At 71.7% G+C, this 23,367-nt stretch carries 19 protein-coding genes and 3 pseudogenes; 6 read left to right on the top strand and 16 right to left on the bottom strand.

Annotated elements, in window-relative coordinates:
- Positions 1-85 precede the first annotated feature (85 nt).
- Complete coding sequence (locus OG588_RS41775) at positions 86-1,426, top strand: MFS transporter (protein ID WP_405951787.1); 1,341 nt, start codon at positions 86-88, stop codon at positions 1,424-1,426.
- A 326-nt stretch (positions 1,427-1,752) separates the two neighbouring features.
- On the opposite strand, the gene OG588_RS41770 is transcribed toward OG588_RS41775, so the two are convergent.
- The gene (locus OG588_RS41770; RefSeq protein ID WP_405951786.1) at positions 1,753-2,202 is read right to left on the bottom strand and encodes a PPOX class F420-dependent oxidoreductase; all 450 of its coding nucleotides are present in this window, start codon (positions 2,200-2,202) and stop codon (positions 1,753-1,755) included.
- 99 nt (positions 2,203-2,301) lie between these two features.
- On the opposite strand from OG588_RS41770, the pseudogene OG588_RS41765 reads away from it, so the two are divergent.
- From OG588_RS41765 to OG588_RS41755, 3 genes and pseudogenes are all read left to right on the top strand, one after another.
- Positions 2,302-2,882: pseudogene (locus OG588_RS41765) on the top strand (TetR/AcrR family transcriptional regulator).
- Positions 2,879-3,983 (top strand): annotated as a pseudogene (locus tag OG588_RS41760) (MFS transporter). Before OG588_RS41765 ends, OG588_RS41760 begins: the two co-directional pseudogenes overlap by 4 nt.
- Before the next feature lie 65 nt (positions 3,984-4,048).
- Positions 4,049-5,278 (top strand): serine hydrolase domain-containing protein, encoded by a 1,230-nt coding sequence (locus tag OG588_RS41755; protein WP_405951785.1) that lies wholly within the window; start codon positions 4,049-4,051, stop codon positions 5,276-5,278.
- A gap of 37 nt (positions 5,279-5,315) precedes the next feature.
- On the opposite strand, the gene OG588_RS41750 is transcribed toward OG588_RS41755, so the two are convergent.
- The 5 genes from OG588_RS41750 to ribA are packed head-to-tail and all read right to left on the bottom strand — an operon-like array spanning position 5,316 to position 10,336.
- Positions 5,316-6,470 carry a saccharopine dehydrogenase family protein gene (locus OG588_RS41750; protein WP_405951784.1) on the bottom strand — a complete coding sequence of 385 codons (1,155 nt, stop codon included), beginning with the start codon at positions 6,468-6,470 and terminating at the stop codon, positions 5,316-5,318.
- Positions 6,463-7,530: a saccharopine dehydrogenase gene (locus tag OG588_RS41745; protein WP_405951783.1), complete on the bottom strand. Its 1,068-nt coding sequence runs from the start codon at positions 7,528-7,530 to the stop codon at positions 6,463-6,465. The genes OG588_RS41750 and OG588_RS41745 overlap by 8 nt, the downstream gene beginning before the upstream one ends.
- On the bottom strand, positions 7,527-8,672 hold the full coding sequence (locus OG588_RS41740) for an NAD(P)/FAD-dependent oxidoreductase (RefSeq protein ID WP_405951782.1): 1,146 nt from the start codon (positions 8,670-8,672) through the stop codon (positions 7,527-7,529). Before OG588_RS41740 ends, OG588_RS41745 begins: the two co-directional genes overlap by 4 nt.
- The gene (locus OG588_RS41735; protein ID WP_405951781.1) at positions 8,669-9,640 is read right to left on the bottom strand and encodes an ornithine cyclodeaminase family protein; all 972 of its coding nucleotides are present in this window, start codon (positions 9,638-9,640) and stop codon (positions 8,669-8,671) included. The genes OG588_RS41740 and OG588_RS41735 overlap by 4 nt, the downstream gene beginning before the upstream one ends.
- Before the next feature lie 33 nt (positions 9,641-9,673).
- Entirely contained in the window at positions 9,674-10,336 is a 663-nt protein-coding gene (gene ribA / locus OG588_RS41730) for a GTP cyclohydrolase II (protein WP_366097868.1), read from the bottom strand.
- A 38-nt stretch (positions 10,337-10,374) separates the two neighbouring features.
- Between ribA and OG588_RS41725 the strand changes: the two genes are divergently transcribed.
- Positions 10,375-11,139 carry a creatininase family protein gene (locus OG588_RS41725; protein WP_405951780.1) on the top strand — a complete coding sequence of 255 codons (765 nt, stop codon included), beginning with the start codon at positions 10,375-10,377 and terminating at the stop codon, positions 11,137-11,139.
- A 140-nt stretch (positions 11,140-11,279) separates the two neighbouring features.
- On the opposite strand, the pseudogene OG588_RS41720 reads toward OG588_RS41725, so the two are convergent.
- From OG588_RS41720 to OG588_RS41700, 5 genes and pseudogenes are all read right to left on the bottom strand, one after another.
- Positions 11,280-12,359 (bottom strand): annotated as a pseudogene (locus tag OG588_RS41720) (YbhN family protein); the annotation flags it as partial.
- Positions 12,360-12,370: 11 nt separating this feature from the next.
- Entirely contained in the window at positions 12,371-13,480 is a 1,110-nt protein-coding gene (locus tag OG588_RS41715) for a trans-aconitate methyltransferase (RefSeq protein WP_405951779.1), read from the bottom strand.
- A complete protein-coding gene (locus tag OG588_RS41710) occupies positions 13,477-14,661 on the bottom strand; it encodes a glycosyltransferase family 4 protein (RefSeq protein WP_019059042.1) in 1,185 nt (394 codons plus the stop codon). The genes OG588_RS41715 and OG588_RS41710 overlap by 4 nt, the downstream gene beginning before the upstream one ends.
- The gene (locus OG588_RS41705) at positions 14,658-15,056 is read right to left on the bottom strand and encodes a 6-carboxytetrahydropterin synthase (RefSeq protein ID WP_019059043.1); all 399 of its coding nucleotides are present in this window, start codon (positions 15,054-15,056) and stop codon (positions 14,658-14,660) included. Before OG588_RS41705 ends, OG588_RS41710 begins: the two co-directional genes overlap by 4 nt.
- A gap of 151 nt (positions 15,057-15,207) precedes the next feature.
- A complete protein-coding gene (locus OG588_RS41700; protein ID WP_405951778.1) occupies positions 15,208-16,188 on the bottom strand; it encodes a zinc-binding alcohol dehydrogenase in 981 nt (326 codons plus the stop codon).
- 105 nt (positions 16,189-16,293) lie between these two features.
- Between OG588_RS41700 and OG588_RS41695 the strand changes: the two genes are divergently transcribed.
- The gene (locus OG588_RS41695; protein WP_398854200.1) at positions 16,294-17,064 is read left to right on the top strand and encodes a CDP-alcohol phosphatidyltransferase family protein; all 771 of its coding nucleotides are present in this window, start codon (positions 16,294-16,296) and stop codon (positions 17,062-17,064) included.
- A 94-nt stretch (positions 17,065-17,158) separates the two neighbouring features.
- Here OG588_RS41695 and OG588_RS41690 read toward each other — a convergent pair whose 3' ends face one another.
- The 5 genes from OG588_RS41690 to OG588_RS41670 form a co-directional block, all read right to left on the bottom strand.
- Positions 17,159-17,899 (bottom strand): YcnI family protein, encoded by a 741-nt coding sequence (locus OG588_RS41690; protein ID WP_405951777.1) that lies wholly within the window; start codon positions 17,897-17,899, stop codon positions 17,159-17,161.
- 39 nt (positions 17,900-17,938) lie between these two features.
- Positions 17,939-18,544 (bottom strand): hypothetical protein, encoded by a 606-nt coding sequence (locus OG588_RS41685; protein ID WP_405951776.1) that lies wholly within the window; start codon positions 18,542-18,544, stop codon positions 17,939-17,941.
- Between the two features lie 312 nt (positions 18,545-18,856).
- Positions 18,857-20,101: an MDR family MFS transporter gene (locus OG588_RS41680; RefSeq protein WP_405951775.1), complete on the bottom strand. Its 1,245-nt coding sequence runs from the start codon at positions 20,099-20,101 to the stop codon at positions 18,857-18,859.
- Entirely contained in the window at positions 20,098-21,834 is a 1,737-nt protein-coding gene (locus tag OG588_RS41675) for an ABC transporter permease subunit (protein WP_405951774.1), read from the bottom strand. The genes OG588_RS41680 and OG588_RS41675 overlap by 4 nt, the downstream gene beginning before the upstream one ends.
- Positions 21,835-21,837: 3 nt before the next feature.
- Positions 21,838-23,328, bottom strand: a complete 1,491-nt coding sequence (locus OG588_RS41670; protein WP_405951773.1) for an ABC transporter substrate-binding protein — start codon at positions 23,326-23,328, stop codon at positions 21,838-21,840.
- Positions 23,329-23,367: the final 39 nt, after the last annotated feature.

Below are 23,367 nucleotides of genomic sequence, written 5' to 3'. Positions count from 1 at the left end.
CGGCCGTCCCGTCACCCCAGGGATCCGGCACCTCTCCCCCGCCGCTCACTCCGCCCACACCGGAGTTCCCCCGAAGGAGCAAGCCGTGTCCGTCCCCGCCAAAGCCGTCGGGCAACCGAAAAAGGCCGCCACCGCGGCCTGGATCGGCAGCGCCCTGGAGTACTACGACTTCTTCATCTATGGCAGCGCCGCAGCCCTGATCTTCCCCAAGGTCTTCTTCGACGACTCGGACCCGGCCACGGCGACCCTGCTCTCCCTCGCGACCTTCGGTGTCGCCTACGCGGCCCGGCCGGTCGGCGCGCTGTTCCTCGGACACTTCGGGGACCGGGTCGGCCGCAAGAAGATCATGATCTTCACACTGCTGCTGATGGGCCTGTCGACGTTCCTCATCGGCTGTCTGCCCACGCGGGGCCAAGTCGGCACGCTCGCCCCGGTGTTGCTCGTGCTGTGCCGGGTCCTGCAGGGCATCTCGGCGGCGGGCGAACAGGCCAGCGCCAGTTCCATGACGCTGGAACACGCGCCGGCCAACCGGCGTGGCTTCTTCACCAGTTTCACGCTGGGCGGCACCCAGGGCGGCCAGCTCATCGCGACACTCGTGTTCCTCGCCGTGGCCCAACTCCCGGACAAGCAGCTGCTGTCGTGGGGGTGGCGCGTTCCCTTCTGGGCGAGTGTGCTGGTCGCGGTGGCCGGGTACTTCATCCGCCGCAACCTCCAGGAGACCCCGGCCTTCGCCGAACAGGCGGCGACCGAGGGCGTCGTGAAACTGCCGCTGGTGGTCCTGCTGCGCGAGCACTGGGCGGACGTCCTGCGGGTGATCGCGGGCGCGCTCATCGCCTCCGTCTCGACGATCTTCACGGTGTGGGCGCTGGCCTACGCGACCAGCGACTCCGTCGGCATGTCCCGCTCGTCGATGCTGTGGGTGGGCGCGTTCGCCAACCTCGTCGCCCTCGCCGCGATCCCCCTGTGGGCCACCCTGTCCGACCGCATCGGGCGACGCCCCGTCTACCTGATCGGCGCGGTCGGCAGCGCGATCACGATGTTCCTCTACCTCTGGGCCATCTCGACGGGCTCCTACGCCCTCACCCTGATCCTCGGCATCGTCGCCTTCGGCGTCGTCTACAGCGCCGCGAACGGCGTGTGGCCCTCCTTCTACGGCGAGATGTTCTCGACCCGGGTCCGACTGTCCGGCATGGCCATCGGCACCCAGATCGGCTTCGCCGTGGCCGGGTTCGCGGTCACGTTCGCCGCGCAGATCGCGGGTCCGGACGGCACGGACTGGTCCTCGGTGGCCCTGTTCACGGCGGCGCTGTGCGTCCCGCCGGTCATCGCCGCGCTCACGGCACGCGAGACCCACACGGTCCCGACGGAACTGCTCGGTACGCGCCCGCTCCGGGACGCGTCGACGCCGGAGACGGTGACGGCCTGACCGTCGCTCCCCAAGTACCGCACCCCCGGGCTTCATTGCCCGGGGGTTTCCATTTTGGAGCGGTCCAGACCGACGTGACCTCTCCCCGGACACGGACACCCCGTTGACAGATGACGTTTCACGCAAGAACATCGGCCGGAACAAGCAGAAAAGAACAGCCACGGTACTCGTCGCTCTGCGCCGCCAGTAAGGGCCTCCGCGTGCCCCGGCCGATTTCAGGGGCGGCCGGTGCACGCGGGCCCGGGTCCGGCTGACGCCGCCGGATCACGGTCCGCTCACCGCGCGGCCGCTCGACCTCGGTGCCGGTGAACGATGGTGACGATCGGTCACCCCTGGTCGGCACGCTTCGGAATGCCGTAGGCCCGCTCCACCCGCAACCGCAGGACCAGCCGCCGGTCCCGCACCATCGCCGCCCGATAGTCGTCCCAGTCCGGATGTTCACCCAGGACATCGCGGTAGAGCCGGATGAGTTCCTCGACCGTGTCGTCGTGCGGGTCGGCGGCGACCGGGGTGAGGTCGGCCGTGCCCTCGGCGACCGTGTACGCCCAGCGGTCGGCGCTGGTCACGTGGTAGGAAGCGCGGGAATCCCGACGCATATTGCGGGTCTTCGCACGGTCGTCGGTGATCGACACCCGGATGATGCGCTCGTCGGGGTAGTAGGCGTGGCTGACGTTCGACAGCTGGGGCCGGCCGTCGCTCTTGAGGGTGACCAGTACTCCGCCGTGGCCCTCGGAGAGCAGTTGGAGCAGTGCGTCCTGCGTCGCGTCGTGAGTCATGCGTCCTTCAACCGTGTGAAGCAGGTCACGCATTCCCTCCAGGCAGGAACCGACGCGTAGACACTGTCTACGGGCGACGGGTAGACAGTGTCTACGAGCATGAGCGAACCGGAAGCAGGACTACGGGGCCGCCTGGTCGACGTAGGGGTGGAGCTGGTGGCCCAGGAGGGTGCGCAGGCGTTGACCCTGCGCGAGATCGCCCGGCGGGCCGGTGTCTCGCACGGCGCTCCGCGCCGTTACTTCCCCACCCACCTGGAGCCGCTGTCGGCGATCGCGCGGCGCGGCTTCGCCGGGGTGGGTGAGCGAGCGAAAAGCGCGATCGCGGACGGTACGGCAAGCCAGCGCGCGCAGTTGACAGCCCTGGGCCGCGTCTATCTGGAGTTCGCGCTCGACAACCCCGGCATGTACGAGTTGATGTTCCGTCACGATCTGCTGGAGAGAGGTCACTTGGGGCCTCGGGACACCAGCCTGCCGCTGTTCGACGTCCTGGTGGACCTGGTCGGCCGGGCCCGTCCGACGTGAACGCCCGGCTCGTCGCGGGCGCGTTGTGGGCGAACCTGCACGGCGTCGCCCAGCTCTGGCGCTGGGGCAGCCTCCAACTCGCCACCGGCGCAGACGACTTCGTACCCCTCTTGCGGTCGGCGCTCGACGCGCACCTGGGTCCGGAGGCGACCCGATGACGGTTCACCGGCGGCTCGTGCTGGCGAGCAGTGTCGCGGGGGCGGCGATCGTCGCGCTGGACGGGACCGTACTTACCGTCGTACAGCCGACTCTGCAGCGGGAGTTGGGGGCGTCGCTCGCGCAGGTCCAGTGGACGAGCACCGCGTATCTCGTCGCCGTGGCAAGCCTGTTGGTGTCGGCCGGGCGGATCGGGGACCGGTACGGGCATCAGCGGGTGTTGGGGCTCGGCATGCTCGGCTTCGGTCTCGCCTCGGCCGGGATCGGGCCGGCGCCCGGGATCGGCTGGGTGATCGGACTCCGGGTCGTCCAAGGGGTGTTCGGGGCGCTGCTGCAACCGGCCACGCTCGGCATGCTGCGCGCCCGGTTCGGCCGCCGGTCTGGCTGTGTCCGGGCTAGCTGTGTCCGGGGTGGCCGTGTCCGTGCTGGCCGGTGTGGCCTTCGTACGGCATGAGCGTCGTACGGCGCATCCGTTGCTGCCGCCGGACGTCGTCGGGTCGGCGGCGATCCGCGGGGCGCTCGGGATGCTGCTCGCGGCGTCGGCCGCGTTCTCCGGGACGCTGTTCGTCGTCACCTATTTCCTTCAGGACACGCTGGGACTTGGCCCGTTCCAAAGCGCCCTCCGAGGGCTGCCGCTGGCCGCCGCGATGGTCCTCGCGGCACCCGCGACCGCCGTGGTGCTGCGCCGGGTCGGGGCGCGTCGTACGGCCGGCGTGGCGATGACGGTCGTGGCCCTGGCTGTTCTCGTGTTGTCCCGGGCCTCCGGCGCGGTCGCGGTATGCGGGGGTTTCGCCCTGCTCGGGGCCGGGTTCGGAACGGTCATGGTGGCGGCGACCCAAGTGGTCGTGCGGGAAGCGGCCGTCGAGTCGGCCGGGGTGGCGGGCGGGCTCAAGCAGACCGCGGTGAACGTGGGTCCGACGCTCGGGGTCGCGGCGGGAAGTGCGCTGATGGCCGCCGGTGGCCGGGAATTGGCCCTCTCAATCCTCGCCGCGGTGGCCCTGACCGGCGCTCTCGCCTGCCTCGCGCCGCCCGGGCGGACAGTCGCGTCGCTCACACATCCCCCCGTTACAGGAGACCGCGCAGGTGTTCCTGCGGGACGATGAGTTCCGAGGTGTCCGGGGCCGGGTATGCGGGACCCCACCTCGTGAACGCAATTCGGAGGAGAGCCATGGCACAGCTGCGACAAGAAGTCGACCCGGACGAGGTCGGACTGGATCACAAGGCGCTGGACCGCCTGGACCAGCACTTCGCCCACTACGTCGACGTGGAGCGCCTGCCGGGCTTCCTGGTCTCCGTGGCCCGCGGCGGTCGCGTCGCCCACCTCACCGCCCACGGGCACCGCGATGTCGCGGCCCAACTGCCCGTCACGCCGGACACGTTGTACCGGATCTACTCCATGACCAAACCGGTCACGGCGGTCGCCGCGCTGATCCTGATGGAGGAGGGCAAGCTCTCCCTGGACGACCCGGTCGGCCGGCATCTCCCGGCCTTCGCCGACATGCGGGTCTACGACAGCGGGTCCGGCGCCGACGTGAAGACGCGGCCGGTGGAGCAGCCGATGCTGATCCGCCACCTGATGACCCACACCTCGGGCCTGACCTTCGCCTTCTACCACTCGCACCCGGTCGACGCCCTGTACCGGGAGGCGCACCTGGAGTCGTCCGTGCCGCCCGGCGCGAACCTCGCCGAGACGATCGACATCTACGCGAGTCTGCCGCTCCAGTTCGAGCCGGGCACGCAGTGGAACTACTCCGTCGCCTCCAACGTCCTGGGCCGGATCGTCGAGGTGGTCTCCGGGCAGCGGCTCGACGAGTTCTTCGCCGAGCGGATCTTCCGGCCGCTGGGGATGCCGGACGCCGGCTTCTCGGTACCGGACGAAAAGGCCGACCGGCTCTCCGAGTTGTACGGCGACGCCGATGGCGGCGGTATCGAGCCGATCGCCGGGCTGCCGCTGCGGGGCGGCCGTCCGAGGTTCCTGTCGGGCAGCGGCGGGTTGGCGGCGAGCCCGTACGACGTACACCGGTTCGCGGAGTTCCTGCGGCGCCGGGGCGAACTCGACGGCACCCGGCTGCTGTCCCCGGAGACGGTCGACCTCATGGCCAGCAACCACCTCCCCGGCGGCGCCGACATGCGTGCCTTCGGCAGCCCCGCCCACCAGGAACCCGGCAACGACGGCATCGGCTTCGGCCTCAGCGTCTCCGTGGTCATCGACCCCGAACGCACCCAATCCCCCACGGGGCTCGGCACGTTCGGGTGGAGCGGGGTGGCGACCACGACGTTCTGGGTCGACCCGGGCCGGGACCTGACCGTCCAGTTCATGACGCAGCTCCGGCCGAAGTCGTCGCTGAAGATCATGCCGGAGCTGAAGCAGTTGGTGCACGAGGCGGTCACGGCCTGAACCGCGACCGCCGGCTCACTGGTCCACCACTGGTTCGCTACTGATCCACCCGCAAGGTGAACTCCAGCCCCTCCCCCGCCAGTTCGCTCAGCCACTCCCGTGACCGCTGCGCCGTCTCCGCCGCCCGGCTCAAGCCGGACGGCAGGTCGTCGGACAGGATGTGGCGGACGGCGAGGGAGAGCGGACGCGAGACACAGCGGGCCATCGCGCTCTCCTCCTCGTCACCGACCAGGTCGAGGAGGTAGCTGCCGGACCAGGTCTCGCCCGTGTCACCCCGGACGTCCAGGGACACGGCCAGGACGACCCGGTCGTGGTCGGCCTCCGTGGTGGGGTAGGTGGCCGCCAACTCCCTTGCCAGCGCGGCGATCCGGGTGTCGTCACCTGCCTTCAGCTCCTGGAACACCGCGTCCCAGGCCCGCAGCCAGCCATCGAGACGCAGGGTGCCGCGCACGAAGGTCCGTGGTACCCAGGCCGCAGGCAGCCCGTACTGCTCGATGAACGGCACGCTGTCCCGGTTCGGATAGACCTCGAAGGTCTCGCCGTCCACGACATGCGGCCGGGTGACCTCCCAGGGCCGGGCAGCGGTGGTCTCCTCGCCGTCCTCCAGATACCGCGCCGGTGAGCGCAGCGCGCCCAGCACCCCGGCCGGCGCCCAACTGAACCGGTACCGGAAGTCGTTGGGCACCGCCGGGACACCGCCGCAGTACGAGGTGAGGCTGTACGAGGCCGCCGTGCCCTCGCCGATCACCTCCCTGGCGCGGGCGACCAGGCTGTGCGCGAAGAGGTGGTCGATGCCGGGGTCGAGACCGGCCTCGGTGAGGACGACGATCCCCGCCTTCTCGGCGGCCGGTACCTGTTCCAGGACGGCGTCCGAGACATAGCTGGAGCAGGCGAAGTGCGCCCGCCGCCCGACGCAGGCGGCCAGCAGCGCCGCGTGTTCGGGCGCGGGCAGCATGGAGACGACGACGTCTCCTGGCGCCAACTCGGCCGTGAGCGCGGCGAGGTTGAACGCTCGCGGTTCGGCGCGTCCCGTCAGGCCCAGGTGATCCAGAGCCCGCGCCGCGCGCTCCTCGGTGCGGTGCCACAGCCGTACCCGATCGGCCGTGTCGCAGAGCAGGGCGAGACCGCTGCCCGTGGACAGTCCGGCGCCGATCCAGTGGACGGTACCGCTCGCGCGCACCACGTCAGACATGGCCCAACTCTCCTTCCGCGACGGCGATTCCGAGTTCACGGGACTTCGTACGGAACAGGTCCAGGCAGCGCCCCCACGCCCCGCCCGTCTCGAACTCCAGGAGTTGGGGCAGCAGCGCCGCCGAGAAGTCGGTGCTGGACTCCCTCGGCAGGAGCGACGGCAGGTTGTCGATGGCGATGAGGTCTAGCGGGGGACGGTCGTGCAACTGCCTTACCGGGTCGTCCCATTCGGTCGTGCGGTCGTAGACCGGAAGGACGTTGAGGGGGGAGCCCACGTCGCAGGTGACGTCGGAGACGGTGCGGAGGCGGCGGGTCGGGTCGTCGAGGTCCTGCTCGCGGAGGAAGGGCGGGACGGGGGTGGTCGCCAGAACGCAGTTGACCAGCACGTCGTGGGCCAACAGAGCCGGGCGGTCCAGGTTCTGGGTCTCGGGCAGGTCCCAACAGGTCGGTTCGATCCCGGCCGTCGAGAACGCGACCCGCGCGCCGCGTCCGCTACGGCCCAGCGCGCCGATCACCAGCGCGCTGAACTCCTCGTCCCCGGCGGCGGGTTGGAGCGTCTTGTCCAGCTCCTCCTTCGAGGTGGGCGTCAGCGGTGCGACCAGTCGGCCGCGGTGCTGGAGCACGGCGAGGGCCGCGCCCAGGTAGCCCGCCCAGAAGCCGAACGCGGCGAGACGGCGGCCGTTCTCGTCCACCAGGTATTCGAGGTCGAGCAGCGCTCCTCCCCCGGCGCCGAACCGCCTCAGCAGATCGCTCGCCCCCGGCTGGCCCTTGTAGGCGTGCCCGAAGAAGATGTGACGGTGGGTCAACTCCTTCGGCTCGTCCGGGAGTTCCTTCAGGCCGAGGATCACCGTGTCCCGCGGCGCCGACACCCAGGAGCCCGCGGGGACCACCCGGGCGCCGACCGCCTCGTACTCCTCGATGGGGAAGATCCGTTGGGGGGACTCCTCGACCGTGAGGGTCACGCCGTTCTCGACGAGGCGGCGGGCGTCGGAGGGGACGACCGGGGTGCGGCGTTCGGTCGTGCGGGGCTCGTGGCGCAGCCACAGATGGAGCTCGGTCATACCAGGTTGACCTCCGGGCGCGGGGCGTCGGCCGCGAACCGGCCGGCGCTCAGGGGGCTGACGTCCACGAAGGGTACGCGGCCGAGGTACAGGTCACGGACGACCTCGCCGACGGCCGGTCCCTGGAGGAAACCATGGCCGGAGAAGCCGGTCGCGTAGAGGAAGCGGGAGACCGAAGTCGCCTCGCCGATCAGGGCGTTGTGGTCCGGCGTGTTCTCGTACAGGCCCGCCCAGCCGCCGGTGCGGCGCAGCTCCAGGAGGTCGGGGGCGCGGCGGCGCATGGCCTCGGCGAGGCGCGGGATCCAGCGGTCGTGGGTGTCGGCGGCGAAGCCGGGGCGCTCGTCGGGGTCGGACATGCCGACGAGGAGGCCGGGACCCTCGGCGTGGAAGTAGAGGCTGGTGGAGAAGTCGATCGTCATGGGGAGGTTGGGCGGCAGTCCCGGCACCGGTTCCGTGACCGCGATCTGGCGGCGCAGCGGTTGCACGGGGAGGTCCACGCCCGCCATCGCGCCGATCCCTTTGGACCAGGCGCCGGCCGCGCAGATCACGGCGTTGGTGTCGATGCGGCCGAGGGTCGTGACCACGGCGGTGATGTGCTCGCCGTGCGTCTCGATGCCGGTGACGTCGGTGTGGCGCAGGATCGTCGCGCCGTGGGCCCGGGCGGCGGAGGCGTAGCCGTGGACGACGGCCTCGGGGGTGCAGTGGCCGTCGTCGGGCGAGTAGGCGGCGGCGAGCAGGCCTTCGGTGCTGATCAGCGGAGAGAGCCGCTGGGCCTCGGCCGGGTCGATCATGCGGCTGGGCACGTCGAGGGAGTTCTGGAGTCGGACACCTGTCTCGAAGGACGCCACGTCCTCGGGTGTGGAGAGCAGGAACAGGTAGCCGACGCGATGTAACCCGATGTCGTACCCGGTGTCCTCCTCGAACCGGTCGAAGGCCTCCAGGCTGCGGGCGCCGAGCTGCACGTTGAGCCCGTCGGAGAACTGCGCCCGTACTCCGCCGGCCGCCTTGGAGGTGGACCCGGCGGCGAGTTCGTCCCGCTCCACCAGGACGACGTCCCGGACCCCGGCGCGGGCCAGGTGGTAGGCGATGCTCGTACCGATGACCCCGCCGCCGATGACGACGACCTCAGCCTGACGCTTCATGGGCGCTCCTTCTTGGCCGCGTCGATGACGGCCCAGGCCGCTGCCGCGTCCTGGATGCCGAGTCCGACGCTGTTGTAGTGGACGATGTCGTCGGGTCGGTTGCGGGCGGAGCGGCGGCCGGTGAGTACGGCGCCGAGCGGGATCAGGTCGTCGGGGGTGAGCAGGCCGTCACGCAGGGCGGTCACGATCGGTCCGGCGTGCGCGGCGGCGGTCTCCGGGTCGTCGACGACGACGGCCGCGGATCGCCGTAGGACCTCGGGGTCGACCTCGCTGCGGGTGGGTTCGAAGGAGCCCACGCTGACGACCGTGCAGCCGGGCGCGAGCCAGGCGCCGTGCACCACGGGGGTGGTGCTGAGGGTGCAGGTGGCGACCACGGACGCGTCGGTCACGGCTTCCTTCGCGGTGTCCACCGCCTCGACGGGGAAGGGCAGTTGGGCTGCCAGCGACTGCGCGGCCTGGGCGCGTCGCCCGGGGTTCGGGCTCCACAGGCGTACGGATGTCAGGTCCCGGACCCGGGCGATCGCGCGGACGTGGGCGAGGGCCTGGGTGCCGGAGCCGAGGACGCCGAGGCAGTCGGCGTCGGGGGCGGCCAGGGCGTCGACCGCGACGGCGCTGCCCGCGGCCGTGCGCAGGGTCGTCACCGCTGTGCCGTCCATGACCGCGACCAGCTGTCCGGTGGACCGGTCCAGGGCGCTGATCACCGCGTGGATCGTGGGCAGTCCGGCGCGGGCGTTGGCGGGGTTGACGCTGCCGAACTTCGCCACCGCCCCGGTGTCCGCCGACAGCCGGGAGACGTAGGCGAAGACAACGCTGTCGTCGAAGCGGCTCGAGTGCATGATCTTGCCGGGCAGGTCGGCGGTGCCGTCGCCGAGCGCGGTGAAGGCCGCGCGCTGCGAGGCGATGGCCGCGTCGGCGTCGAGCAGGTCCGTGACCCGGTCGCCGGAGAGGAAGAGGACGTCGTCGGTCATTCCCTCTTCCTGTCCGGACCGCGCTCACCCGAATCAGGACCAGTGCGCCACCGCGTCCAGATGGGGCAGGTGGTGGTCGAGACGCTCCCGCTTGGTGCGGAGGTAGGTGATGTTGTTCTCGCACGGCGGGATCAACAGCGGTACCTCTTCGGAGACTTTGATGCCGTGTTCCAGCAACGCCTCGCGTTTGCGCGGGTTGTTGGAGAGCAGGCGGACGCTCGCCACCCCGAGGTCGTGCAGGATCTCGGCGGCGACGCCGTAGTCACGGGAGTCGACCGGCAGGCCGAGGGCGAGGTTCGCCTCGACGGTGTCAAGTCCCTCCGCCTGCAGGGCCATCGCGCGCAACTTGGCGAGCAGGCCTATGCCACGGCCCTCGTGCCCTCTCAAGTAGACGACGATGCCCCGGCCCTCGGCGACGACGGCCCGCATCGCGGCGTCCAACTGGTCGCCGCACTCGCAGTGCTGGGAACCGAAGGCATCGCCCGTCAGGCACTCCGAGTGGAGTCGGGTGAGTACGTCGTCCGTGCCGATGTCACCGTAGACCAGGGCCACTTGCTCGTCACCGCGGTCGTGGTCCAGGTAGCCGATCGCCTGGAATTTGCCGTACACGGTGGGCAAGGGAGCATTCACGACGCGTTCCGCGCCCCTGGACTGCGCGGACTTCTGCTTGCCGAGTACGCCAATGTTTTCTGTCATGATCTGGTTCCTAAGCAGAGACGAAAGGCCGTGAAAAAATGAATGGTTCGGACTCACGGACGGCGGCATACGGACTGGTGCCGGCGGACACCACGGAGGACGTGAGGTCTAGGGGGGCAGAAGTATCAACACAGGTCGCCGTCCTTCCGGTCGGCAGTTTCGAGCAGCACGGCCCGTATCTTCCGCTGGCGACCGACACGTTGGTCGCCTGTGCCGTGGCCCGGGAGATCGCCGCGGCGTACCCGGTGCATCTCCTGCCGCCGGTGACGATCGCCTGCTCGCACGAGCACGCGGCCTGGCCGGGGACCGTCAGCATCTCTTCCGTGACCCTTCATGCGGTGGTGCGGGACATCGCGGACTCGCTCCGCCGCTCGGGGGTCGAGACCCTGGTGGTGGTCAACGGTCACGGCGGAAACTACGTACTGGGCAACGTCGTTCAGGAATCTTCTGCCCGCGGTGAGCGGATGGCACTGTTCCCGGCCGCGGAGGACTGGGAGACGGCGCTGGAGCGGGCCGGGGTGGTGACCTCGCTGCTCACCGATATGCACGCGGGGGAAATCGAGACCTCCATTCTTCTGCACGCTCATCCCGAATTGATCCGTCCCGGATATGAGACCTCCGATTTCGTCGCCGACGACCGTCGCCATCTCCTGACGCTCGGTATGTCCGGCTATACCGAGTCGGGCGTCATCGGACGCCCGTCCCTCGGCTCGGCGGAAAAGGGGAAGGCACTGCTGGCGAGCCTCGCCGATTCCTTCGGCGCGTATTTCTCCATGCTGACCGCCGAGGCCGCGGAGTCCTGAGCGGGTTCCGGGTCCGGTACGGCGGTGCCGGGCCCGGCGGTGCGCAGGCCGGTGTACCAGCGGGCGACCAGGACCAGCAGGCCGGGCAGGGCGGCGACGAAGCTGAGCACGCCGTAGACCACGGAGACGGACAGGCCGCTGCTCGCGCCGAGGCCCGCGGCGCCGAACGCCCAGGCGGTGACGCCCTCCCGGGGGCCCCAGCCGCCGACGTTCAGCGGCAGGCCCATGGCGACCAGCGCGAGGACCGCGATCGGCAGCAGCTGCGCGACGGTGGCGGCGGATCCTGCGGCCCGGGCGGCGACCACGAACATCGCGAGGTGGCCCGCGAGGATGATGAGTGAAGAGGCGGTGACGCCGGGCCAGTTGGCGCGGGAGAACAGTCCGGCGCGCACCTCGTCGAGGGTCGTGCGCAGGGCGCGACCGCGGCGGGTGGCGGTGGCCGGACGGTTCATGCGTACGGCGGCGACGACCGCGAGCGCTCCGACGGCTGCGAGCAGGACGAGCGGGGCGAGGCTGCGGGCGTCGGCCATCACCGGCGAGTCCAGGCCCAGCAGGACCGTCACGCCCACGACGGCCAGGGCGATCTGACCCGCGACGCGCTCCAGGACCACGGCGCGTACGGCGCGGCCCATGTCGCCGGCGCTCTGTCCGTGGCGTACCGCGCGGTGCACATCACCGAGGATGCCGCCGGGCAGGGCCGCGTTGAGGAACAGGGCGCGGTAGTAGTCGGCGACGGCCGGGCCGAGCGGCAGCTTGATGCGCAGGCCGCGTGCGACCAGGGCCCAGCGCCAGGCGCTGAACACCGTCGTGACCACGCCGATCGCGAGCCCGATCAACAGCGTCGGTGCGTCGATGCGGCGCAGTCCGTCCAGGAAGACGCCGGTACCGAGGCGCCAGAGGAGGACGCCGAGGATGGTGACGCCGGCGACCGTGCCGAAGTGGGTGCGTACCGCGCGGGAGTTCACCCGGTTCAGGATCGCGCGCAGCACGCGGCGGGCGCCGGAGGCGCGGTCGGTGGTGGGGCGCGGGGCGGAGACGATCACCCCGATGCGGTCGCCGGACACCGCCGAACTGTGCAGCGGCGGGGTGTGCTTGGGACGGCGTACCGCTTCTACGGCTTCTACCGCGGTCTCGGTACGCAGGGCGACGGCGACCGGCGTGGACCGGTCCACACGTACCCTGCGTGTCCTGGTGCTCGGCCGCGGTGCGACCGTCCGCATCGTCTCGACGCTCATGACGTGCCCCCTGTCGGCCGGGCCAGCGCCAGCAGGTCGCTGTGGTGGACGAGCACGCTCAACTCGCCTGCCGCGCAAGCCGCGAGGCGCCGTTCCAGATACTGGTCGGCGCGTTCCTTCAGCTCGGGGCGTTCCTCGACGGCCGCGCCGATCCAGCCGCGCAGCCACTCGGCGGTGAGCGCGGCCTCGTCGGGGCCGAGCCGCCAGGCGCTCGGGTGGACGCGGACCGTGGCGCCGTGCGCGGCGAAGGCCTCGCAGGTGACGGTCACGGCGTCCGGGCCGAGGAGGCCGTCGCGCCGCTGGTGCGCGTTGAACGCGTCGGCGATCTCCGCGTCCATCGGGTCGGCCGGGGTGAGTTCGACCTTGCCCGCCACCGACAGGGTGAGCAGCGCCGGGCAGCCGGCGCCGACACAGGCGGCGACGAGGGCGTCGACCTCCTCGCGGGTGAGGACGTCCAGGAGTGCCGAGGCCGTCACCAGCGAGGCGCCGACCAGCGCGTCCGGGGTCAGCCGGGCCACGTCGCCGCGCCGGGTCTCGACCGTGACGCGGCTGCCGTCGGCGGCGGCGCGAGGCGAGGCGACGGCGGCGAAGTGCAGGAGGTAGGGGTCGCGGTCGTGCAGGATCCAGTGCTGGGCGCCGTCGAGGCGGGGCGCCAGCCACCGTCCCATCGAGCCGGTGCCGCAGCCCAGGTCGTGGATGACGACCCCGGAACGGCCGGGCAGGTTGGCCAGCCGGATGCGCAGCGGGTCGAGCAGTTCGGGCGCCCGCGCCACGGCGTCGGCACCTTCCCGCAGCTCCAGCCACTCGGGCGCGTACCGCGGCGGGTCGTCGGGTCCGACGTCCCGCAGCCGTACGGTGGCCCGCTCGCCGGGGCGGCCCGCGGGCCCGGCGCCGGGGATCACGGAACCGGGCCCTGTCTGCTCGCCCGCGTCCGCTTGGACCGTTCCCGCCATGATGTCCTCCGGCCCCGGCTGTCCAGCCGTCAGGTCCTTCGCGTCGGGCTGTACCGGGGCGACCAGCATGCCCAGCGGTACGCCCCTGGGCCCCGGCTGCGCCGGGATCCGTCCAGCCTGTGCCGTGGCCCGTGTGGACTGCGTGTTCCTCATGCCGCCCTCCGGGGTTCGCTGGGGAGCCGGGTGAGTACGCCGGCCAGGCTGCGGGCCGTGGTGGCCCAGCCGTCGAGGGCCGCGCGCCGGCCCCGGGCCGCCGCCTTCAGACGCCGGCGTACGTCGGCCTCGCCGAACCAGCCGCGCAGTTCGGCGGCGAGGGCGGCAGGGGCCTCCGGCGGGACGAGGATGCCGGGCACCCCGCCGTCGGGGGCGCGGCCGACCGCCTCGGGCAGCCCACCGACGTCCGTGGCCAGCACGGGGATACCGCGGGCGAGGGCCTCGGTGACGGCCATGCCGTACGTCTCGGCGTACGACATGAGGACCATGAGGTCGGCGGAGGCGTAGGTGGCGTCGAGTGCGGCACCGGCCCGCGGGCCGGCGAGGTGCAGCCGGTCCTGGAGGCCGTGGCGCTTGATGAGGTCGCGCAGGTGGTCGACGTACTCCGGGTCGTTGCCGAAGCCGCCTACGCACTCGCAGGTCCACGGCAGGTCGGCCGCGGCGGCCAGTGCCTCGATCAGCCGGTGCTGGCCCTTGCGCGGAGTCAGCGTGGCGACGCACACGAGGTGGGAGACGCCGTCGGTGCCGGAGGCGAGGGGGGCGATGTCGGCGCCGGGGGTGGCGACATGGACGCGCTCGGGGGCGAGGCCGTGGTGGGAGACGAGGCGGCGGACCGCCCACTCGCTGGTGCCGATGACCGCCGACACCGCGCGCAGGACCGTACGTTCCTTCTCGTCCAACTCGGCGGCCACGGCGGCCTCCAGGCCGGTCTCGTCACCGAGCGGGAGGTGGACCAGGACGGCCAGGCTCAGCCGGTCGGCCTCCGGGACGACGATCTCGGGGACGCCGCAGGCCACGATCCCGTCCATCAGTACGGCGGCACCGTCCGGCAACTCGCGCAGCACTCGGGCCAGTTCGGCACGGGCGGCGGCACCGGGTCGGGGCCACTCGCCGTCCACGGCGTGCTTGTGCACCTGCCAGCCGAAGCCGGGCAGGTCCAGGCTGACCCGCCGGTCGTAGGCGTTGCCGCCGCTCGGCGCGGCCGGGTCGTCGACGCCGCCCGGCATCACGAAGTGCACGGTGCGCAGGGACATGGGGATGATCTCGGCATTCCGGGAGGCGGCGCGCTGTGCGGGCAGGAATCCCAGCGAGGGGGCGCGGTCGATGGTCACGTCGCTCACAGGGCACGCTCGTAACTCGCCCAGGCGACGTGCGACTCGTGCAGGGTGACCTGGAGGCCGGTCAGGCCCCGGGCGCCCTCGCCGAGCGCGCCCTTCTCGATCCGCTCGGCGAGCCGGTCGGCGATGACCTTCGCGAGGAACTCCGTCGAGGTGTTGACCCCGGCGAAGTCGGGCTCGTTGTCGAGGTTTCTGTAGTTCAACTCGCTCACGACGGCGCCCAGTTCCTGGGTGGCCAGTCCGATGTCGACGACGATGTTGTCGTCGTCCAGCTGCTCGCGCCGGAAGGTGGCGTCCACCAGGAACGTGGCTCCGTGCAACCGCTGGGCGGGCCCGAACACTTCGCCGTGGAAGCTGTGGGCGATCATGATGTGATCGCGAACGGTGATGCTGAACAACGGACGACCCTCCAGGTGCGGCGCGTCTGGTCCCGCGGCTGATCCCTGCCGGGGGATGCCGTGTAGTACGGCTGCACGCCTCCCCCTGTTCAGACCGCTCTCACTCTTTTCTCAGGTCAGACGCTCTTGCTCGTACGGAATTGAACGATTCTCAGCCGATGTCGGTGTAACGGACCCGATGGCACAGCGCCGGGATCTCCCCCGAGGCGAGCCTGGGCAGCAGCTGAGGCAGCTCCTCGAAGTCGCTCTCCCCGGTGACCAGCGCGTCCAGCGCGGGGTCCGCGAGCAGGTCGAGGGCGAGGGCGAGCCGGTCGGCATAGCTGCGGTTGGCGCGCGCCGGGGAGACAGTGCCGACCTGGCTGCTACGGATCACCAGGCGGCGCGAATGAAACGCCTCGCCGAGCGGGAGGCTCACTTTCCGGTCGCCGTACCAGCTCAGTTCGAGGACCGTTCCCTCGGCGGTGAGGAGTTCCAGCGCGCGGGTGAGGCCCTGTTCGGTGGCGCTGGCGTGGACGACGAGATCGCAGTCGCCGAGCGCGTCCGAAGGCAGCGCGAAGCCAACTCCCAACGCCTCGGCGATCTTCGCGCGCGTGGGATCGGCGTCCACCAACTGCACCCGCACACCCGGGAAACGGCCCAGCAGCGCGGCCACCGAGCAGCCGACCATCCCTCCCCCGACCACCGCGATCCGGTCGCCGACCAGCGGCGCCGCGTCCCACAGCGCGTTGACGGCGGTCTCCACGGTCCCGGCGAGGACGGCCCGCCCGGCGGGCACGGACTCCGGCACCGGTGTCACGGCGCTCACGGGGACGACGTAGCGCGTCTGATGCGGATAGAGGCAGAAGACGGTACGGCCGAGCAGCGCGGCCGGGCCCTCCTCCACGACCCCCACGTTGAGGTAGCCGTACTTGACCGGACCTGGGAAGTCGCCCTCCTGGAAGGGGGCCCGCATGGTCGCGTGCTGGTTCTCGGGGACGCCCCCGCGGAAGACCAGGGTCTCGGTGCCGCGGCTCACGCCCGACCACAGGGAGCGGACCAGCACCTCGTCCTCGGCGGGGTCGGGCAGGACGACGTCGCGGATCTCGCCGTGACCCGGTGGACCGATCCAAAACGCCCTCGCGGTGCGCTTCATCGGATTCCTCCTGAACGATCGGGAAGCTGTTCACGTACGGGTAACCACAGGCCGCGCACAGTACGCGGCGTTGATCGACTCTGTCATACGGCCGGAGGGTGTGCGGTGGCCCTGAACAACACATACGAAGCAAGGCTGGTCCAGCAGGAGACCGCTGTGGGAGCGGGCGTTCAGATCCTGTTGCTGGCGTTGCTCGGCACGGCGATCGGAATGGGGCCGGCCGGCTGGCTGACCGGCCTGGCATTCGCGATCGCCACCTGGGCCGTGCTCTCCAAGGCGCTGCACCGGACCCGGACCCGTTCCTTCGGGCCGGCCAACCGGGTCACCCTCGGCCGGGCCATCCTGGTCGGCGGGGTGACCGCGCTGGTAGCGGACTCCTTCGAGAGCTCGCCGCCGGTCACGCTGCTGGTCGGCCTGACGGCGGTGGCCCTGATCCTGGACGGCGTCGACGGCAAGGTCGCCCGGCGCACGAACACCTCCACCGCGCTCGGAGCGCGCTTCGACATGGAGGTCGACGCGTTCCTCATCCTGGTGCTCAGCGTGTACGTCGCGACGCAGATGGGCCCGTGGGTCCTGCTGATCGGCGGCATGCGCTACGCCTTCGTCGCCGCGGCCCGCGTCTGGCTGTGGCTGAACGCCCCGCTGCCGCCGAGCACCGCCCGCAAGACGGTCGCCGCCACCCAGGGCATCCTGCTGCTCCTCGCGGGCGCGAACCTGCTGCCCCACGCGGCCAACATCGGCGTGGTGGCCCTCGCGCTCGGCACGCTGGTCTGGTCGTTCGGCCGCGACATCCTGTGGCTGTGGCGCACCTCGCGCACCTCTCTCATCGAGGAGGTTCCGGCGGAGGAGAAGCTGCTGGAACTGGTCTCGCAGTAGGGACGGTTGCGCGGAAGGGGCCCGGATCACCAGTGATCCGGGCCCCTTCCGCGTACCCCTCAGGTGCTAGGACTTGGGTGCTACGACTTGGGTGCTACGACCGCGGGGTCCGGCTGCGCACGATCGCGAAGGCGCCCGCCGCGAGGCCGAGTACGCCCACGATCAGCCCGGCGATACCGAGCCCGCGGGCGGTCGAGTCGCTGCTCGACGAGGAGGCGGTGGTGCTGGACTTCGTGGAGGTGGCCGCTGTGCTTGCGGACGCGGCCGGGGTCTCGTCGCCGTCCTCGCTCTCCTTGGCGGTGAGCTTGAGGACGGGCGCCGGGTTCTCCGGCTCGTCGTCGCCCGCCGTGGTCTGCTCGATCCAGCGGACGACATCGCCGTCCGAGTAGGTCTGGAGCGTCTTGAACGCCAACTGGTCGGTGTCGTCGGGCAGTTGACCGAAGGCGACGTTGAAGTCCTCGTACTGTCCGGCCCCGATCTTCCCGCCGGTCCAGGTGATCTCGGAGACGGCGTCGGTGATGGTGCCGTCGTCGGTCTTCACCGGCGTCTTGAGCTTGCTGGTGGTGACCTTCGCGGTCCAGCCGTTCTGCGGGGTGACCAGGACGCCGAGGACGGGGTGGTCGGTGGGCAGATAGACCTGGACCTTGGTGGTGCTGGCCTTGTCCTCCTCGTTGGGGACGCGGAAGGTGAGGACACCGTCCGTCGCACCCTTGGCGTAACTCTCGGGGTGGACGGTGACGTGCGCGGAGGCGACCCCCGCGGCGGCCAGGACTCCGGCGGTGGCGAGCGCGGCCACGGTGCCTGCGCGGCGCAGGGTGGTGCGGTATGCGGACATGGTGAGGTGATCTCCGTACGGGAAAAGGAAGTTGAGTGGTCACACCGGGTACGGGATCAGGTCCGGTGGCCCTCTGCGGCTGACCGCGTGCCGCAGGAGGAGTTGGCGCAGAGGGGCCGCGTCGGCGGCGGCGCGTCCGGGGCGACGGGCGATGCGGAAGGTCTGGGGCGCGGGGGCGTCCCGCCACCAGGCGGCCAGCCCCGGCACGAAGGCGACGGCCCAGCGCAGCAGCGACCACAGGGCGGCCTCGCCGCGCCGCAGCCACCAGGCCGCGACGAGCGCGGCGACGACGTGGGCGGCGACGGCGTGCGGGGTCATCGCCTGCGTCTGCCGCATGGGGGCCATGGTGTGCCCCGACATGTGCGCCATGCCGGCCATCGCCATGCCAGTACGGGGCCGCGCGACATCGAACCCGAGGTGGAGCCCGGCCTGGGTGGCGAGCATGGCGGCGCCGATGCCGGGCATGGACCGTTCCCGCCCGCCGAGCAACCACCCCATGACGAACACAAGGAGGAATCCGACACCGTCCGCCCACGACGGAGGCGTAGCCCCGGTGGCGAGCCCGTGCCCGGCGGCAGCCAGCAGCACACACACCGCGGCGAACACCGCGGCGCGCAGGCTACGTACCGCCGGGGATGCGCTCATGGTGACGGATCCTCCCACGCGCCACGGCCGCCGAAGCCGTCGATGGCGGTTTAGGGGGCAGCTCATATCTGGTTCATGGCTTGGTACGGCGGGGGCGGGTGGGGCGTTCAGTTCGGGTGGGCGGACTCGTGCCGGCATGCGTCGATTTACCGGGATACGGGGAGCCGCAGAGCCAGGGGCGCAGGAAGCGGAGGACCGGTCCAATCGCGGGGACACGGACGACCCTTGGCGACTCATCCCCCACAAGACCGGTAACTCCGGGCGCCGGCCGCCGGTCTGGAGATTCATACGCGGTCGCCCGGACATCCCTGGCTACGGCCGCCCGGGCGCGGCCCACTTTCCGCGCGGCAACAACCCGATCGCCGCGACCGGTACGACGGCCAGCACCAGCCACGGCACGGCCACGGGCAGCCCCGTGTCGAGGAGGGTGCCGGTGGCCGCGCTGCCGAGGAGGACGATCAGGCCGGAGACGGACGAGAGCGCGCCCGTGTAGAGGCCGAGGCGGCCGGGTTCGGCGAGGTCGGGGACCCAGGCGCGGGCGACGGGGGCGATGAGCATCTGGCCGAGGGTGAGCAGGACGACGAGGACGGTCGCGGGCAACAGCCCGGTGGTGCCGGTCAGTTGGGCGGGGCCTGCCAGCGCCACGGCAGTGAACCCTACGGCGATCAGCAGCAGCCCGGCCGCCATGGACCGGCGCGGGTCGAGCCGCTCCCCCGCCCAGCGGGTCACGGGCAACTGCGCGCTCACCACGAGCAGCGAGGACAGCGCGAACAGCCAGGCCAGCGGCGCCTGCGTGCCCGCCGCGCGCTCCACCTCCTCGGGGAGGGCCAGATAGAGCTGGTTGTAGGCGAGGAGATAGGCGCCGTAGGCACAACACAGCGCCAGGAAAGGCTTGTTGTGCACCAGGGTGCGCATGCCGCTCTTCTGGGTGATCTGCGTCCGCCCGGGGATGTTCCGCCCGGAGATGTGCTGCGGCAGCAACCACGCGTGCCCGCCGAGAACGAGTACGAAGACCCCGGCCCCGAGGAGACACGTCACCCGGAAGTCCACCGCGAGCAGCAACGCACCGAGCAACGGCCCCACAAACGCCCCGACTTGACCCGCGACGGTGAACAACGCGAGCACGCGGGTGCGGGATCCCCCGCCCGTCTCCTCCCACTCGACCGCCTGCCGCGCCACCTCCGACTCCACGGCCGGTGAGAACAGCGCGGCGGCGAACCCGATGAGCAGTACGGCTCCGACGACGCTCCAGGTCTCCTCCGCATACCCGAGCCAACCGAATCCGGCGATCCGCAGCACACATCCCGCGAGCACCACGGGCCGTACGCCGTACCGGTCGGCGAGGGCCCCGCCGACCACGAAAAACCCCTGCTGACTGAAGGTCCGCAGCCCCAGCACGAGCCCAACCAGCCACCCCGCCATGCCGATCGCCTCCGCCAGGTGCTCGGCGAGGAACGGCAGCACGGCGAAGAAGCCGATGTTGAAGGCGAGTTGGGTGAGGATCAGCAGCCGGAGCAGCGGTGAGAGCGGAGTGCGCGCGAGGGCCACGGAGGTCACCGGGCGGCCAACTCCCTTCGCGCGTTGGTCCCTTGCATGTTCCCGGCAGCCGTGACCGCCAGTGCGCCGAGCAGGGCGAGGACGGCGGCGGGGGCGAGGACGGCCCAGGGGGCGCGTTCGGCGTAGGGCTGGTTCTCGGCGAGGAGCAGGCCCCATTCCGGGGAGGGCGGTTGCGCGCCGAGGCCGAGGAAGCCGAGTGAGGCGAGGGCGAGGGCGACCCCGGGCAGCCGGAGCAGGGCGTGCCGGGCGACGGGCGGCAAGACGGCGGGCAGGAGTGCGTGGCGCAGGAGGTGCCAACGGCCCGCGCCCAGACCCCGGGTGGCGGTCACGTGCAGGGTGGCGCGTTCCTGGCGTAGCAGTGCGGAGGTGTGCGCGGCAAGGGGCGTCCAGGCGAGGGCAGCCACCGCGAGGGCGGGCGTCGTGCTTCCGTTGCCGGCCACGGCGGTGACCAACAGCGCGGCGAGGACGGGCGGTAGGGCGTTCACCGTGTCGGCCAGCGGCCCGGACAGCCGGGGCAGCAGTCCGAGCAGTACGCCGGTGCCGAGCGCGACGGCACTGATCGCGAGGGCGAGCAGCAGGGTGTCGACGGCACCGTGGGCGACCCGGGCGAGGAGATCCCGGCCGAGCGCGTCGGTGCCGAACGGGTGGGCCCAGGTGGGGTGTTGGAGACGCAGCGCGGTGTCGAGGGCGAGGGGGTCGCGGGGCAGGCCGAGCGCGACGACAGCGAGGAGGAACGCGCCGTAGACAAGGGGCTCGGTTCGTCGGGCAGTTGAGGTGCTGGGCCGGTGGAGGGAGGGGAGGGCGTCGGCGCGCAGTGCGGGGCCGACAAGGAGACGGGCCGCGAGGTGGCAGAGTCCGGCGGCGACGGCGGCGAGCAGAAGTAGGGCGAGGGTGCCGGCCTGGAGGACGGGCAAGTCCTGGGCGAGGGCGGCCTGCAGGGTGGTGCGCCCGAGTCCGGGTATGTCGAAGATCTGCTCGACGGCGACGGCCCCGCCGGTCAACCCGACGACGAACAACCCCATGTTGGGCAGCAGCCCGGGCAGACACCGCCGCACGGCCTGCCGCGCGATCCGCCGCCCGGGCAGCCCCCGCGCCGCAGCGGCCCGCACCCACGGCTCGGCGAACGCCCCCGGCAACAGATCATCGAGCAACCGCCCGAGCACGGCCCCGGCGGGCAACCCGAGCGCGAGCGCGGGCAACACCATCCACCGTGGCCCGTACCACCCGAGCGCGGGCAACCACCCGAGCTGCACCCCGACGACGGTGGCGAGCACGGAGGCGGTGAGGAACTCGGGCAGCGCGGCGAGCACGGCGGAGCCGGTGCCGCCGGAACGCCCAGCCGTACGCCCGCCCCGTCGCAACGTCCGCGTGCACACCAACCCGGCGGTGGCGACGGCCACTACGGCTGCCGCGCCCATCAACAGCAGGGACGCGCCCAGGGCTTGGAGCACTCCGGGCATGACCTCGGCGCCGGAGATCCACGAGTGCCCGGCGTCGCCGCGCGGGAGGCCGCCGAGCCAGTGGCCCAGGAGTCGCAACGGGCCGTCTTCGAGGTCGAGTTGGGTGCGGACGGCGGCGAGGACCTCGGGGTCGGGGTCGCGTTCGGCCGAGCGTGCCTTGAGGACGGTGAGGGCCGGGTCGGTGCGGGTGAGCCAGGGCAGCAGGCCCACCGCGCACACCAGGGCGGCCGCGAGGAAGGCACGCCACAGGAGCGCGGTCGTACGGTGCGGCATGGTTCAGCGCCGGGTTCCGGGGCCGACGAGGGTGCGCTCGTACGGGTCAAGGAGGACGCCCTCTACCGAAGCGCCGACGCCGGTGACGACCCGTTGGTGTACGAGAGGCACGACGGCGTCCGTGCCAAGGATCTCGGCCTCGGCCGCCATCGCCGCGCTCTGGCGTGCGAAGGTATCGGCGGTGCCCTCGGCCTTCGCCACGGCCCGGTCGACGCCCTTGTCGCAGAGCAGGGCGAGGTTGTAGCCGCCGTCGCAGGTGTAGTCGCTCGCCAGCACGGCCACCGGATCACCCGTGTCCACCAGGGTGTTGCGGGCCACGACGAACGCGTCGAACTTCCCGGCCAACGCGTCGCTCTCGATCCGTGAGTACTCGCGGACCTCCAACTCGACCTTGAATCCGGCCTGTTCCAGCTGCTGCTTCAACACCTGGGCGACTTCGGGGAGTTCGGGCCGGTTGTCGTACGTCGCGAGGGTCATCGTCGTCCCGGCGGGCTTAACGGCCCTCGTCCGCCCGGCCGGTTGCTCGCGCTTGCTCGCGGCCCACGTGACGGCGGGGCCGTAGATGCCCGCGCCGGCGTCGGCGTGGTCCTCGTAGACGCCCTTGGCGAGTGCGGAGGTGTCGACGGCCTCGCGGGCGGCAGCCCGGAGCTTCGGGTTCTTGAACGGGCCTGTCCTGGTGTTGAGTTGGAGGCTCGTGGTGCGGGTGGTGGCGGTCTCGCGGCGGGTGGCCGGGTCGAGGGTGGCGGCCTGTGCGACGGGTATCGCCTCGGCGAGGTCGACCTGCCCGGTGCGCAGGGCGTTGGTGCGGGCGGTGCCGTCCGCGATGAACCGTGCGTCGATCCCGGCGGCCTGGGCGAGGCCGCCCCAGTAGTCGTCGAAGCGGTCGAGCGTGGCCGTCGTGGAGCCGGTGACCTTCGTCAGTTCGAAGGGACCGGTGGCGGTGCCGACCGGGTCGACGCGGCCCTTCTCCTCGTACGCCTTCGGCGAGAGGACGGCGAGAGCAGGACCGGCCAGCCTCAACGGCAGTACCGGATCAGGGGAGTTGGTGCGGATACGGATACGGTCGCCGCCCGCGGACTCGCCGGTGAGAGTGACGCCGGAGAGCGCGGCCGGGGCGGGCTTCGCCTCGGTGGCGTGGGTGAGGGCGGCGGCCACGCTGGCCGGGGTGACCTCGGTGCCGTCCTGGAACCTGGCCTCGCGCAGGGTGAACACCCAACTGCGGTCGCTCTCCCGCTGCCAGGACCGCGCGAGCGCGGGGGCGGCGGAGCCGTTGGCGTCCAGCGAGGTCAGGCCCTCGGTGACACCGAGCCGGCTGAGGATGGTGGCGTCGGCACCGTACGGGGAGAGGTTCTCGGCGGGCGGGAACGCGAGGGCCACCCGCAGCCGCGAGCCGGACTCACCGGTGGCCTCTCCGCTCTCGCCACCGGCGGAGGCGAAACAGCCGGTGAGCAGCGGGGCGAGGGCAAGGGCGAGAAACAGTCGGGGCCGTTGCATCGGTCCAATACGCGTACGTATACGGGCACCGGTACGGAT

The organism is Streptomyces prunicolor (assembly GCF_045162825.1).
GTDB classification, from domain to species: domain Bacteria; phylum Actinomycetota; class Actinomycetes; order Streptomycetales; family Streptomycetaceae; genus Streptomyces; species Streptomyces prunicolor.
The sequence above is the reverse complement of the archived record's forward strand: the minus strand, read 5'-3'. Positions and strand labels throughout refer to the sequence as shown.

Bases quoted from the DNA above. Each gene is read 5' to 3' on its own strand.
- OG588_RS41735 (WP_405951781.1), bottom strand. From the start codon at position 9,640: ATGACCGACGACGTCCTCTTCCTCTCCGGCGACCGGGTCACGGACCTG.
- OG588_RS41700 (WP_405951778.1), bottom strand. From the start codon at position 16,188: ATGAAGCGCACCGCGAGGGCGTTTTGGATCGGTCCACCGGGTCACGGC.
- OG588_RS41715 (WP_405951779.1), bottom strand. From the start codon at position 13,480: ATGAGGAACACGCAGTCCACACGGGCCACGGCACAGGCTGGACGGATC.
- OG588_RS41690 (WP_405951777.1), bottom strand. From the start codon at position 17,899: ATGTCCGCATACCGCACCACCCTGCGCCGCGCAGGCACCGTGGCCGCG.
- OG588_RS41745 (WP_405951783.1), bottom strand. From the start codon at position 7,530: ATGACCGAGCTCCATCTGTGGCTGCGCCACGAGCCCCGCACGACCGAA.
- OG588_RS41750 (WP_405951784.1), bottom strand. From the start codon at position 6,470: ATGTCTGACGTGGTGCGCGCGAGCGGTACCGTCCACTGGATCGGCGCC.
- ribA (WP_366097868.1), bottom strand. From the start codon at position 10,336: ATGACAGAAAACATTGGCGTACTCGGCAAGCAGAAGTCCGCGCAGTCC.
- OG588_RS41685 (WP_405951776.1), bottom strand. From the start codon at position 18,544: ATGAGCGCATCCCCGGCGGTACGTAGCCTGCGCGCCGCGGTGTTCGCC.
- OG588_RS41670 (WP_405951773.1), bottom strand. From the start codon at position 23,328: ATGCAACGGCCCCGACTGTTTCTCGCCCTTGCCCTCGCCCCGCTGCTC.
- OG588_RS41675 (WP_405951774.1), bottom strand. From the start codon at position 21,834: ATGCCGCACCGTACGACCGCGCTCCTGTGGCGTGCCTTCCTCGCGGCC.
- OG588_RS41770 (WP_405951786.1), bottom strand. From the start codon at position 2,202: ATGACTCACGACGCGACGCAGGACGCACTGCTCCAACTGCTCTCCGAG.
- OG588_RS41725 (WP_405951780.1), top strand. From the start codon at position 10,375: ATGAATGGTTCGGACTCACGGACGGCGGCATACGGACTGGTGCCGGCG.
- OG588_RS41755 (WP_405951785.1), top strand. From the start codon at position 4,049: ATGGCACAGCTGCGACAAGAAGTCGACCCGGACGAGGTCGGACTGGAT.
- OG588_RS41740 (WP_405951782.1), bottom strand. From the start codon at position 8,672: ATGAAGCGTCAGGCTGAGGTCGTCGTCATCGGCGGCGGGGTCATCGGT.